Here is a 14008-nt window from a genome sequence, read left to right as displayed (position 1 = left end):
TTAAGGTATCTCGTCAGTTCTAGCAGGTCGAACTCTTTTTTCAGCTTGCACAAAAATATTCCCTGCTGGGTTTTGGTGATGTTTGTATTCAACAACATGGGGAGTTGGGACTCCTGCATGAGCCTTACCCGTCAAGTCTACTCGCTTAATCGCCCGCCCATTGTCATCGTAGACAATATAGCTAGTTATATTACCGCTATCTAGACGATAACGCACCTCTCTAGTACTTGCTCCATCACGAGGAAATCTCCCACTGATTTGAGTTCCGGTGGCGATGAGAATGCTTGCTGGTGTCCCAACTGTCCAGTCAACAGGTTTAAACACTAATATAATATAAGTTGTCGGACATAAATCAATGGTACTATATCAAAATATAAAAATGATTGTAAGCTGTTCGGAATTAAATGCTGTTTTTTGATTTAAATTGTACTATTTATAGCAATATAATTATATTGAAAATTATTGGCAATGCCATCCTATAATAGAGTGTAGTATACTATTATTGAAAGTCAATCTGCTTTCATAAGAGATTCATCTCACCGTCAAATCGAAGATTACGACGGGAGTCATCTTACCCGATCAACTTAAATTATTACGTAAGTTACACAAGGAGTTTACATGAGCAACACGAGTAACTTTCGTCAAGCCATGCGTAATGCACAGGGTCAAGCCCTAGTAGGACCCAATGTGATAGCCAACGCCCTGCCCTACGTCGGCGGTGGATTGGTTCTAACGGCTGTCGGTACCTACGGTGGTTTGAATGTCCTTACCACCAACCCAGGGTTATTCATGCCTACCTTCTGGGTTGCCCTGATTGCTGAATTAGCCCTATTCTTCGTCGCTCGTGGTGTGGCGGAGAAAGGCAATAACAGTGCAGCATTGCCTCTGTTGGCGACCTATAGCTTGCTCTCAGGCTACACCCTCAGTGGTATCGTATTTGTTGCCATTGGCACTTCAGGCGTAGGAATTCCAGGGATTGGAATCGCCGCTCTCGGTTGTGGTATCACTTTTGTTGCTGCCCGTCAAATTGGCTCGAATCTTTCAGACCAAGACGGGATGGCGTTAACCCAAACTGTGCAACTGGGTATCATTGCCTTGTTGGTGGTGTTGGTGGGTCAGCTCGTCTTAAGCTTTTTTGGTGTCTATACCCCTAGCTGGCTAGAAATTGGCATCTCTGGGATTGGCGTTTTATTGTTTGTTGGTGCGGCAGTGGTGGATTTCTATATCTTGCCCCGCACCTATCGCAATGATCAGTATCTGCCAGCCGCCCTGTCGATGTACTTGACCTACATCAACCTGTTTATCTTTATTTTGCGGTTGCTGATTGCCTTTAATCGCGACTAATTGACTCACCTTATCCCACGTCGTAATTTAGGGCGTGGGATACTTGTCATGAGTCTGATGGAATTAAGTTTTCTGATTAAAATTGAATCATAAGGTAGTAAAGTACCAGAACAAAAAAACATGGAAGTTGTAGAGATTAAACGCGAAGTCGAAACCTTGTCCGATCGCCTGGGAAAAACCCAGGACTATCTTTGACGTACCTGCACTGACTGCCAAAATTAAAGACCTAGAGCAACAAGCCGCTCAACCGGATTTTTGGGATGACCAAACCTTCGCTCAGCGAACCCTGCAAAAGCTGAATGACCTGAAATTGAATTTGCAGCAGTACCAGCAGTGGAAAAGTAATCTAGAGGATGCGAAAGCCGTTCTGGAATTGCTGGAATTGGAAACCGATGAAGCACTGCTGCAAGAAGCTCAAACCAATGTAGTCAAGCTGAATCGCGAACTTGACCGTTGGGAATTAGAACAGCTACTATCGGGTCCTTATGACGCCAATGGTGCTGTACTGGCGATTAATGCGGGGGCGGGCGGAACAGATGCCCAAGATTGGGCAGAAATGCTGTTGCGGATGTATACCCGTTGGGCAGAAAGCCAGGGGTATAAAGTGCAGTTGGCAGAACTCTCAGAAGGGGATGAAGCGGGAATTAAGTCAGCTACCCTAGAAATTCAGGGACTCCGCGCCTATGGCTATTTGAAAGCTGAGAAAGGAACTCACCGACTGGTGCGAATTTCTCCCTATAATGCCAACGGGAAACGGCAAACCAGTTTTGCTGGGGTTGAGGTTATGCCCATCCTGAATGAGGATGTAGACCTAGATATACCGGAAACGGATTTAGAGATTACCACCTCTCGTTCTGGGGGTAAGGGCGGTCAAAATGTCAACAAAGTGGAAACCGCCGTTCGGGTGAAGCATATTCCCACAGACATTGCCGTGCGCTGTACCCAGGAGCGATCGCAACTACAAAACAAGGAAAAAGCCCTCGCCCTGCTGAAAGCCAAGCTATTGGTGATTGCCCAAGAACAACGCGCCCAGGAAATTGCCGAAATCCGAGGCGATATGGTTGAAGCGGCTTGGGGTAACCAAATTCGTAATTATGTCTTCCACCCTTACCAGTTGGTGAAAGACTTGCGGACGAATGTGGAAACCACAGGGGTTGATGATGTCCTGAATGGGACTCTTGATCCCTTTATCGAAGCCTACCTGCGTCAGGAAAATCAATTAACGTGATCGGTGGGCAGAGAGAGGGGAGATAAGGGAGATGAGGGAGATGGGGGAGATGAGGGAGATGGGGGAGATGGGGACGAATGACAAATGACAAATGACAAATGACAAATGACAAATGACAAATGACGAATGACAAATGACAAATGACGAATAACCACGAATAATTACGAATCTCAATTTGTTACTTTATGTAAAGAAAGACGATAAAATAGTTTTTAGCGTCAAATTACCATTACTGATGAGTCAATCCTCAACCCCCCCGGATACAGCGAAGCCGCCGTTTGCTGAACAGCCAACACCAGCCAACGCCGCTTTGAATGAACCGAAACCCAGTTACGTGAAATTAGCCATGCGTAACATGGTGCGTAAAGGAGGCAAATCCCTACAACACTTTTTTCTAACCACCGTGGGTCTGTTAGCTGTGCTGATTGGTTTAGCTTACCTGACTCGTTAACGTTCCCATAGCTCATCTCACACCAGAGGCGGCACAAGTGAATATCGAACTAATAGTGCAGGATTGTTTCTTTGAAGCCTCCCAGTCAGCGACTCCGGAAGCGAATTCCCTGACGAATCCTATTTCCACCTCCACTTGGGAACATTGGTTCAGCCAATGGCTAGAAACACTGCACCCCGATAGTTCGCCAGGATCGATGTATGAACTGACACTACGCCTGACTGATGACCCAGAAATTCAGGAACTGAATACTCAGTTCCGCCACAAAAATCAACCCACTGATGTACTCGCCTTCGCCGCATTAGAGGTAGACTCGCCTCAGATACCTCCAGACATGCAAGCGGCTGAATCAGTCTACCTGGGCGATTTAGTCATTTCAGTGGAAACCGCTTATCGCCAAGCCCAACATCAGGGTCATCCCTTGAGTATAGAGCTGGCTTGGTTAGCAACCCATGGGTTGCTACATCTTTTAGGGTGGGATCATCCGGACGAGGAAAGCTTGCAGCGAATGCTAAACCAGCAGCAGGCTTTACTCCAGATTGTCAACTTGACGTTACCCGTATAATGACACTGGATTCGGTGTCAGTTCATCACTAGCAATGGAATTCAATCCCCATGGTTTATCACAATACTCATTCTGCTAACTCTCAATACCTAGTTTCAGGTTCCCGGTCGATAGTGCATGACCTGTCACTCCCCAAACCGCCGGAGTCCGACCCGAATCAGAGATTCAAACGCGACTTGGCTTGGTGCATTGCCCCAACCCTATTGGTTAGTTTTAAATATGCTTGGGCGGGAGTTCGCTATGCCTTTGTCACCCAACGGAACTTTCGCATTCATACCCTGATTGGCACAGTAGCAATCACTTTGGCGATTTTGTTAAAGTTGCCGCCTGTGGAAATTGCGGTGATTGGCTTAACTAGTGGGCTAGTGATGACCCTGGAATTGCTGAATACAGCCGTTGAGGCGGTGGTTGACTTAACCGTTAAGCAGTCTTATCATAAGCTGGCAAAAGTTGCCAAAGACTGTGCGGCGGGGGCTGTTCTCATCTCCGCGATCGCAGCCCTACTTGTTGCTGGCTCTCTACTCTTGCCCCCCTTAGTGACTCGCATTCTTTTACTGATACGTTAAGCTATTTTTTTAACTTAAATTACAGTGTGACGTTTTGTCGTGGTTAGGGTAAGTTGCAAAAGGAGTGTAAATTTTGATTGTTGTCATTGATAACTACGACAGTTTTACCTATAACTTAGTGCAGTATCTAGGGGAACTTGGGTTCACATTGCCCATTGCCACGGATATTCAGGTATACCGCAATGACCAAATTGACTTAGAGCAACTGCGCCAATTAAATCCTGATGGGATCGTGATTTCCCCAGGACCCGGACGCCCGGATGATGCAGGGATCTCTTGTGAGTTAATTCTCCAGCTTGGTGCAACTGTACCTATCTTAGGCGTTTGTCTGGGTCATCAAAGTATTGGTCAAGTCTTTGGCGGCAAAATTATCTCCGCCCCCCTGTTGATGCATGGCAAAACCTCGGAAATTTACCACACTGGCGTCGGTGTGTTCCAGAATTTGCCCAATCCCTTTATCGCCACTCGATATCACAGTCTGGTGATTGAGCGAGACACCTGTCCAGATGTTCTGGAAATTACCGCTTGGGTAGAGGATGGCACAATTATGGGGGTGAGACACCGGAACTATCCCCACCTTCAAGGCGTCCAATTTCATCCAGAGAGTGTTTTGACCGATTGCGGTAAACAGTTATTGCAAAATTTCCTAGTTTCTCTTCCAGCATCGACTCAAAACCCCATGGTTCTAGCTTAAGTTTGAGGAGTATTGATTAACTAACGATGAAACGGCGACAGTTGATGCGCTACGTGGGTGCAGGGGTGCTTGGCACTTTGGGAACGACATTGGCTTCACAATTTCAGTCGGCGGCGCAGTCGGCGAGTGGAACATTGACAGTTAAGTGGTTAGGACATACCTGCTTTTTGTTTACAGGTGGAGGGATGCGGATTTTGGTGAATCCGTTTCGGACAGTCGGGTGTACCGCAGGTTATCGTCCGCCGAAAGTGGAGTCTGATTTGGTTTTAATTAGTTCTCAGTTGTTGGATGAAGGTGCGGCTGAAGGATTGCCGGGAAATCCACGTATCCTCTTTCAACCGGGCGTTTATCAGATTGGGGGGATTCGGTTCCAAGGGATTAGCATTCCTCATGATCGCCACGGGGGACGCCGATTGGGAAATAATGTGGCATGGCAATGGGAGCAAAGTGGGATTAAACTTCTCCATTTAGGTGGCGCAGCCGCACCGATTGAAATTGAGCAGAAAATTCTCATGGGGCGTCCAGATGTGGCATTTGTGCCTGTGGGCGGCAGTATTAAAGCCTATAATCCGAGGGAGGCGAAAGACGCGATCGCGGTGTTGAATCCGAAGCTAGTCATCCCAACTCATTTCCGTACCCAAGCTGCAGATGAAACCTGTCAGGGAGACTATGGGATTGAACCTGTGGATGAGTTTTTAACGGTGATGGAGGGAATGCCTGTCAGTCGGGTGAACAGCGATATGCTGACGTTGAAACCCTCAGATTTACCTCAGAGTGGTTCGATGATTAAACTGTTGAGTTATCGATTTTAAGGGAGATTTGAGTTAATTATCTAGTTAATTTGTGCATTTAGTCGGGGCGGGTTTAGTCATATCTGGATGGGGTAAAAAACGATAACGGTGAAACCCGCCCCTACATAGAACTCTACTTTGTACCTATTGCTTCTGCCAACGCGCCTCCACCCCACGCCCCTGACACGTCAAACGTCCTGCATCCCTCTCCCGACGCAAAATGCGGCGAATCAAGTCAATCCCTACCGTTGGACATCGCTCCTGCAACTCTCGAATCGAAAATTCACGCTCGCAGATTGTTAATCACATCCAACACCATTGCCGTTTTTGTTCCCCTCGCAGAAGTAACAACTCCCACCCTTGTCTCAAACTCCCGATACGCTGACAGCACCATGACTCCCAAAAAATATTCCCACCAAGGTAATAGGTTATGCTGTCCTTCATGCCAATCTTGGGAAGACTGGTAAAGCTTATCATAGTAACTTTCCTTCATTCTCTCGACAATCCGCTCTAAGCTAATAAACCGTCCCACCTCATAACCCGCTTTATAAAGCAGCAATAGGGTAATCAACCTTGCCATTCGCCCATTCCCATCTAAAAACGGGTGAATGCACAAAAAATCTAGGATATAGGTAGGAATGAGTAATATAGCACTACGCAGACACGTTAGGACAGATTTCATTGCCAGTCTTTATTGCCTTATTAAGTTTGAGAAACCGCCGAGCTTTCAAAAAGAGTATCATTGCAGTGCTGATGCCTGTTCCCTGTTCCTTCCTAATCTCAACCGTTAACTTTAATTGTGTCCACCCACTTATCAATAGTTCCCGACATCCCACACCCTACAACTATCAGGAGTGTTTCTCATTGTAAAGATTTTGTTAAGCCAACCCGTCTATTGATTTCGGAACGACTGATAACATGAATCTATCTATTGAACCAATTAATGTTACCTAAATTTAATTTATCTAAACTCATCATTAAGTTTATTTGACTATTTTAATATATTTATATTGATTCTTATAATCATTTTCATGATATAAGTTCCTGAACATAAATTCTGTCCGCTGTACTAATGCCTGTTTCATTAGAACACAATTAATGAGCCTTTACATCAATAAATATTTACAAAAAATAATAAGATAAAGATTCAATACAACTTATTCTTTAGATGCTCATTTTCTGTGAATTTGGTGTATAAGAGTCGTGACAGGAGTGTGAAATTAAAACGATGAAAATTACCGCAATAGCCACAGGATTTTCCTTTTTATCTTTATTGTACCCGCTAAGTGCTGAGGCAATCCAATTCAATCAGATTTATGTGTTTAGCGATAGCTCCGCTGATCCAGGCAATGTCTTCAATGTGACGTCAGCCGCCAACTCGTCAGGTTTACCCGTACCGATTACCCCTAGTCCACCTTACTTTGAAGGACGTTTTTCTAATGGCTACAACTGGATAGACATTCTCACATCGGAATTGGGAGTTGATTTGATTCCATCGACTGAATTAACGGTGGGAGAACCAATCATTCCATCAATCCCACCAGCGGTCAATTTTAATTTCGGTGGTGCTACCGCAACTAATAGCGTTAACTTTGCCTTTGGTGGTGCTAAGACAGGATTGGGTAATGTCAATCCTCAGTTAGGCGTAGGAGTCCTCACTGAGATTAATGGGTTTATTAATGACCTAAATGTCGCTCAAACATCGGCTAATCCTGACGCCCTTTATATTGTCTGGGCTGGTAATAATGATTACAGCAAGGGTGGGCTGCGTGATAGTACTGAACCCATCAACAACTTATTTACTGGGGTGACGGCTTTAGCGGAAGCTGGCGCTCGTAATTTCTTTATTCCTAACTTGCCCGATTTGGGTAAAACGCCCCGAGCGATTATACAGGGAGAAGCAGCGGAACTCACCCAAGTGAGTGCGGAACATAACGCGGGTTTAACGACAATGTTCGATGATTTGCGTCTCACCTATGATGATATAAACATCATACCGTTTGATCTGGCGTCTCTGTTTCAAGAGGTTATCACTCAGCCTGATGAATTTGGTTTTACCAATGTGACTGAGCCTTGCTTCACTGAATTGGGTGTATGTTCTAACCCCGATGAGTACTTATTCTGGGATGACATCCATCCAACGGCTAAAGGTCATGCTTTATGGGGAGACTATGCATACGCTGCGCTCCAGGATGCTGGTGTAGAACCTAAATCCGTTCCAGAACCCGCGTTTTCTATCCCACTACTATTAATGGGGATAGGTTTTTTGCTGCAATCAACTGTTCGTTATCGCAATTCTCTATGAAGGAGAGTGCTGACTTAAGCCTAGAACTAAAGTTCTGGCTCAAAGCTTAAACCCGTTAAAACGGGTTCAAAGAGTTACCCAGTAAGTTCCATTCTTACTTGAACCTAAAGATAAGACATTTATTTACTGGTCTGCGAATTGGCAATATTTCGCTTAAGTCAGCGCTATTCCAGTTAGGATAATTAGCTTAACTACTGATGGAAGCAGAATCTGAAATCAGACCCTATAGGTCGGCACATTTTCCCATTATGAAATAAGCCTAATGGAAAACCACCGCATCTGTCAATCCCTCTAATAGGATTATTTTCCTCCAACCCGCTTTTGAGACAATATATATAGTGCGCTGTCGCCTCAATTCTACGTTCCCCGAATCGGTTCATAAAAAGCGCGATCGCATCCTTCTATTGGCTGACTTGAGGCTAACTTTTGCCAATACAGAACTTTTGCTCAAAGTTAGGGCAATTCACTCGATTACTGATGGGATAATACTCGGAAACTCTACCCTATAGGTCGGCACATTTTTCCATTATGATATAAGTCTAAGCGAAAACTACCGCCTCTGTCAATACCCCAAATAAGATTATTTTCCCAGAACCAAATTTCAACCAAATCTCCTGCATTGTCGCCTCAATTCCACCTTACCCGAATCGGTTCATAAAAAGCGCGATCGCATCCGCCTCTTGGGTGAATTGAGCCTAACTTTCACCAATACAGAACTTTTGCTCAAACTTAAGGCAATTCACTCGATTACTGATGGGATAATACTCGGAAACTCGACCCTATAGGTCGGCACATTTTCCCATTATGATGTAAGTCTAAGTGAAAACTACCGCCTCTGTCAATACCCCAAATAAGATTATTTTCCCAGAACCAAATTTCAACCAAATCTCGTGGGTTGCCGCCTCAATTCTACGTTCCCCGGATCGGCTCACCAAAAGCGCGATCGCATACTTCTGTTGGCTGACTTGAGGCTAACTTTTGCCAATACAGAACTTTTGCCCAAACTTAAGGCAATTCACTTAATTACTGATGTGATAATACTCGGAAACTCGACCCTATAGATCGGCACATTTTCCCATTATGATGTAAGTCTAATAGAAAACTACCGCCTCTGTCAATACCCCAAATAAGATTATTTTCCTCCAACCTGCCTTTAACCAAATCTTGACCTAATTTAGTTGGTCGAAATCACATCAACTCCATTAACTTATATAAACATCCCTTAACCCCTGACAAAGGATAAAAAACAAAAAGCCAATAATTTTAATCTGTAAAAATAAAAATTCACCCATCCTTTACTTAATTTTTATTCAAAAATTTTCCTCTTTTCGTCTGCATCTGTGTCGGCTACAGTATAAGAGAACGTCCCATTCAGGTGACATTAATCTTCTGCCAAAAGTTTGTCAGACTGTGTTACCTGATGATCCGGAATGTTCTGATAAATATCCGAAGGATAAAATAGTGACGGGAGACGGCTATGAAACTGAAGACCAAATTTATCTCAGGCTTTCTAGGGGTGGCATCGCTGGTCGCTGTTTTGGGAATTATTACAATTCAAACAAAGAAAAATGTTGATGATAATTTTAATCGAATTACCGAGGGTACTACCCGTCAACTGGTGGCATTAAATCAGATTAAGGCAGCCTCCTTACGGTTAACCAATAAAGCCTATAGTTATGCTGTGATCGAAGGAAAATCGACCACCACCTCGCCAAAATCTCAAGACGAAGAACCGGAAAAACAAGCCAAAGTTGACTTCCAACAATCGGTTGCAGCTCTGGATCAGTATTTAGCCGAATTTCAGTCCTTTGCCAATAACCCTCAAGCTCAAAGCTTTTATCGGGAATTGAAAGTTAGTAAGCTGCTATTGGCAGAAATCAGCCAGGAAATTTTAGCCTTAGATGACACCAACTTCCGACGCACTGATATTTTGGCAAAACGGCAAGCGTTAGAGAATGCAGAAGACCAATTTTTAGCCGTTGTTGATCAAGCCATTACCTTTCATACGAATACTCTAGAAGAAGAAAATCAAACCGCAAATCGCAGTTCAACTTACTCACTGATTATTAACCTCACAGCAATTACTGGCGTTGTCGCCGTATCAATTATTTTCGGGATCGTTTTAGCCGATCGCGTCACCAAGCCGATTGTTAAACTCAAAGAAGCTGCCGCAAAAATTGGTGCAGGGGACTTCGATACCTATGTTGAGGTACAAACCAAGGACGAGCTAAGTGTCTTAGCCGATACCTTTAACCAGATGAGTAAACAGCTCCAAGAAACGACGGTATCTAAATCCTATCTCGATAATATTATCAGTTCGTTGAGTGATGGACTCATTGTCCTGAATAAAAATATTAGAGTTGAAAGCTTTAATGAAGCCACATTGTTTTTATCCGGATATTCTCCCAAAGAACTGCGCGACCAACCTTTAGAGCGTTTCTTTAAAGAAGATAATTTTTTAGCTCATTTACAGGCAAATGATTCTCAACAAAGTGGCTTTCTGGGTCGATACGAAACCACATTCTTTACGAAAACAGGTACTTCTGTTCCCGTATCTGTTACCGCCTCAGTGATGAAAAATTCATCCGACAGGATTCAAGGAATTGTTTGCTTAGTCCAAGACATTTCGGCTCGCAAACGGGCAGATGAGGCATTGCGCCGTCAAGCGTTAATGTTTGAAACCATTTATGATGGTGTTATTGTCACCGATTTGAAGGGTCATATCCTGGACTGGAACCCAGCAGCAGAACGAATTTTTGGCTATGAGAAAACCGAAGTATTAGGTCAAACCTGTGGCATGGTTTATCAACCCGATGAAGCCACCGCCCTAACGCAACAAATGCTGGATAGTTTACTCCATGAAGGACGCTGGACACGGGAGATTGAATTTATCCGTAAAGATGGCAATAAAGGGGTGTGCGAAACCGTGGTTGTGCCGTTGCGGGATGACCTGGGTAGACCCATCGCCGCGATTGGGGTAAATCGGGATGTAACTGAACGAAAAGAGTATGAAAATAAATTAGTAGAAGCGCGAGAAGCCGCCGTCGAAGCCGCCCGGGCAAAAGCTCAATTCTTGGCAAATATGAGCCATGAAATCCGCACACCGATGAATGGCGTGTTGGGAATGAGTGAATTGCTGTTAACCACGGATCTTAATCCTCGCCAACTGGATTTTGTCAAAACCTTGCAAGTCAGTGGTGAACATTTACTCGGTGTAATTAATGATATTCTCGACTTCTCCAAACTCGAAGCCGGAGAAATGCGCCTTGATGTTGATGAGTTGAACATTAATCGGTCGTTGGAAGATGTCTTAGATTTGTGTTCTCCCCAAGCCGAAGCCAAAGATTTAGAATTAGCGCTGTTAGTCGATACGGATGTACCGCGACGACTCATCGGAGATGTGGGTCGTTTGCGCCAAATTTGTGCAAACTTGGTGAGTAATTCGATTAAGTTTACCGAATCTGGCGAAGTGGTAATTCGGGTGTCGGTGCATCAGGAATTGCCGGATCAGGACAAGATTCAACTGCGATTTGCCGTGCGGGATACAGGGATTGGGATTAACCCAGAGGATCAACGGAAACTCTTCCAAGCCTTCTCCCAAGTCGATTCTTCGACCACCCGCAAATATGGGGGAACAGGTTTAGGATTAGCCATCTGTAAGCAACTGGTAGAAATGATGGGGGGTGAGATTGGCGTCGAGAGTCAACTGGGTGTGGGTTCGACGTTCTGGTTTACAATTACCTTTGGGAAAGTAGCGGTGGGTACTGAGGAAGATGAGAGCGATCGCATCTTTAGTAATTTACCCATCTCCCCCGAATCTCTGCAAGGGAAACGGGTGTTAATTGTCGATGACCGCCCAATTAATCGCCAAATTGTCAAGTATCAGTTAGAGGCGAGGGGCATGGAAGTCGATGAAGCTGATAATGGTATTATTGCCCTAAATGCCATGCAAGCGGCTGCCGAAGCGGGTAAATCCTACGATGTGGCGCTACTGGATATGAAAATGCCCAAAATCGATGGGTCTACTCTAGGACGGTTGATTCTCGCCGAACCGGATTGGGCAAAAACCAAGTTAGTCCTAATGACCTCGATGCACGCCGGGGATTCCGCCCAACCCTTGCTGAAAAGCGGATTTGCCGATTATTTAGTTAAGCCAGTGAAAGAATCTCAATTGCTGGAATCGTTACAGAAAATTCTGGCGGCTGAGATTCCCGCTACCCTCTTCAGTACCCAATCGGCTATCCCTGATCCGTCTCAACCTGCACCCCAACCCACTTGCCTAAAAATTCTCTTAGTGGAAGATACACCAATTAACCTGAAACTGGTGCGCCATCAGGTGCAACTATTGGGTCATGAGTCTGAATCAGCAGAAAATGGTCAAGAAGCCCTTGACAAAATCGCCAAAAATGACTACGACATCGTGTTAATGGATTGTCAGATGCCCGTCATGGATGGCTACCAGGCAGTCCGAACCTTACGTGAGCGAGAAGGAACAGACCGCCATACCATTGTAATTGGCATGACTGCCTACGCTATGCAAGGCGATCGCGAAAAATGTCTAGCGGCAGGAATGGATGACTATCTGAGTAAGCCCGTTATGGTGAAAAACTTAGCACCCGTATTAGAACGATGGTCATCCGTGGTCAAAGGCGTCTCACCTAAACCGGAACGTCCCTCTCCAGCTCAATCTACGAGTAGTCTACTCTCTGATGTCGTAGACTGGAAGCGTCTCAAGGACATCTCCGAAGGTGATCCAGGATTTCAACTGGAGTTAGTCCAAGGCTTTATTAAAGAGGGTGCCAGTTTTATTAACCAAGCAAAACAGGCATTAGCCAATAAAGACTGGGTTATGGTTGCCAATAAAGCCCACCAACTCAAAGGTGCCAGTTCCTCAGTCGCCGTGCAAACCATGCCCGATGTCGCAGAACAACTGCGACATGAGGCGAGAACAAAAAATGGTGAGAGTAGCGCTAAGCTAGTTGGGGAGTTAGAGAAACTCCTTGAGCAACTAAAAGGACATATCGACCTAAATACCACCTCCCTAAAAGAGGAACTACCCAACAAAAAATGGGATTTTCAACAAGAGGTTGCTGAGTTGGCAGCAAAGACATCAAAATTGAAAGCGGAAACAGAAATACAGCAGCCGCTAACGCTTTTGTTAGTGGAAGATACGCCAATTAACTTAAAATTAGTCCAGCACCAAGTCCGCCTCCTAGGTCATCAGTGGGAGTCTGCGGAAAATGGTGAAAAAGCCCTGGAAAAATTGGCACAGAATGATTATGACATTGTGTTAATGGATTGTCAGATGCCGGTGATGGATGGCTATCAAGCCACGCAAACTTTACGGCAACAAGAAGGTAAAGACCACCATACGATTGTAATTGGTATGACTGCTTATGCAATGCCAGGGGATCGAGATAAATGCATTGCAGCGGGAATGGATGACTATCTCAGTAAACCGGTAATGGTGAAAGAACTGAAAGTCATGTTACAGCGATGGTCATTAGTGGTACAGGAAAATAAGGCAAAATCTAGCAAACAGATAGATAGCCAAAATACGGCTGAAGCGACTACAGATCCCGTGGATTGGAGTGCATTATCGGAAATTTCTGGTGGTGATCCAGAGTTTCAGTTGGAATTAGTCAAAGGATTTATTAATGATGGGTCAACGTTTCTCACCCAAGTTCAACAAGCCTTGGCGGATCAAGATTGGGTAACGTTAGCGAATAAAGCCCATCAACTCAAGGGTTCTAGTGCGTCTGTGGCGGTGGAATCAATGTCAGATTTAGCCCGTCAACTTAGTGATCATGCTCATCAGGAGAATCGAGAAGAGGCGAAGAAATTAGTGAGTCAGATGGAGAAAATTATGGCGCAGGTTAAGGTATCGGTGGAGAATAAAACAGCAGCGGGATAGGAAAAGTTTTTGAGTTTATATGTACTGATGTGCATTAGTCAGAACTTCCCTTCGTAAGTGAGGTACACAGATCCCCGACTTCTTAGAGAAGTCGGGGATCTAGCTTGGATAGTGACATTTGAAACCCTTATACATCAAGGTTTAGCTGTT

General features: G+C 44.8%; 11 protein-coding genes. 9 read left to right on the top strand and 2 right to left on the bottom strand.

From position 1 onward, the window contains the following. The gene (locus RID53_RS03280) at nt 1-324 is read right to left on the bottom strand and encodes a polymorphic toxin type 24 domain-containing protein (protein ID WP_446386757.1); all 324 of its coding nucleotides are present in this window, start codon (nt 322-324) and stop codon (nt 1-3) included. Between the two features lie 294 nt (nt 325-618). On the opposite strand from RID53_RS03280, the gene RID53_RS03275 reads away from it, so the two are divergent. From RID53_RS03275 to RID53_RS03245, 7 genes are all read left to right on the top strand, one after another. Further along, the gene (locus tag RID53_RS03275) at nt 619-1344 is read left to right on the top strand and encodes a Bax inhibitor-1/YccA family protein (RefSeq protein ID WP_446386756.1); all 726 of its coding nucleotides are present in this window, start codon (nt 619-621) and stop codon (nt 1342-1344) included. A gap of 120 nt (nt 1345-1464) precedes the next feature. Further along, nucleotides 1465-2572, top strand: a protein-coding gene (gene prfB / locus RID53_RS03270; RefSeq protein WP_446386755.1) for a peptide chain release factor 2 whose coding sequence is annotated in 2 segments (ribosomal slippage) — nt 1465-1536 and nt 1538-2572 — 1107 coding nt in all. Because the reading frame shifts where the segments join, the coding sequence is not laid out codon by codon here. Nucleotides 2573-2807: 235 nt separating this feature from the next. Then, on the top strand, nt 2808-3023 hold the full coding sequence (locus RID53_RS03265; RefSeq protein ID WP_446369622.1) for a DUF3285 domain-containing protein: 216 nt from the start codon (nt 2808-2810) through the stop codon (nt 3021-3023). A 37-nt stretch (nt 3024-3060) separates the two neighbouring features. Then, nucleotides 3061-3588, top strand: coding sequence for an rRNA maturation RNase YbeY (gene ybeY / locus RID53_RS03260; protein ID WP_446386754.1), 528 nt, complete (start codon nt 3061-3063; stop codon nt 3586-3588). 50 nt (nt 3589-3638) lie between these two features. Beyond that, nucleotides 3639-4154 carry a diacylglycerol kinase family protein gene (locus RID53_RS03255; protein ID WP_446386753.1) on the top strand — a complete coding sequence of 172 codons (516 nt, stop codon included), beginning with the start codon at nt 3639-3641 and terminating at the stop codon, nt 4152-4154. A gap of 73 nt (nt 4155-4227) precedes the next feature. Next, on the top strand, nt 4228-4848 hold the full coding sequence (locus RID53_RS03250; protein ID WP_446386752.1) for an anthranilate synthase component II: 621 nt from the start codon (nt 4228-4230) through the stop codon (nt 4846-4848). A gap of 26 nt (nt 4849-4874) precedes the next feature. Further along, nucleotides 4875-5660, top strand: a complete 786-nt coding sequence (locus RID53_RS03245; protein ID WP_446386751.1) for an MBL fold metallo-hydrolase — start codon at nt 4875-4877, stop codon at nt 5658-5660. A 262-nt stretch (nt 5661-5922) separates the two neighbouring features. On the opposite strand, the gene RID53_RS03240 is transcribed toward RID53_RS03245, so the two are convergent. Continuing rightward, nucleotides 5923-6321, bottom strand: a complete 399-nt coding sequence (locus RID53_RS03240; protein WP_446386750.1) for a Fic family protein — start codon at nt 6319-6321, stop codon at nt 5923-5925. Nucleotides 6322-6867: 546 nt separating this feature from the next. Here RID53_RS03240 and RID53_RS03235 point away from each other — a divergent pair. After that, a complete protein-coding gene (locus tag RID53_RS03235; protein WP_446386749.1) occupies nt 6868-7944 on the top strand; it encodes an SGNH/GDSL hydrolase family protein in 1077 nt (358 codons plus the stop codon). A 1477-nt stretch (nt 7945-9421) separates the two neighbouring features. Continuing rightward, a complete protein-coding gene (locus tag RID53_RS03230; RefSeq protein ID WP_446386748.1) occupies nt 9422-13858 on the top strand; it encodes a response regulator in 4437 nt (1478 codons plus the stop codon). Nucleotides 13859-14008: the final 150 nt, after the last annotated feature.

The sequence above is a fragment of the Coleofasciculus sp. B1-GNL1-01 genome (genome assembly GCF_040220235.1).
Taxonomy (GTDB): domain Bacteria; phylum Cyanobacteriota; class Cyanobacteriia; order Cyanobacteriales; family Coleofasciculaceae; genus Coleofasciculus.
This window is presented reverse-complemented; position numbering and strand designations above follow the sequence as displayed.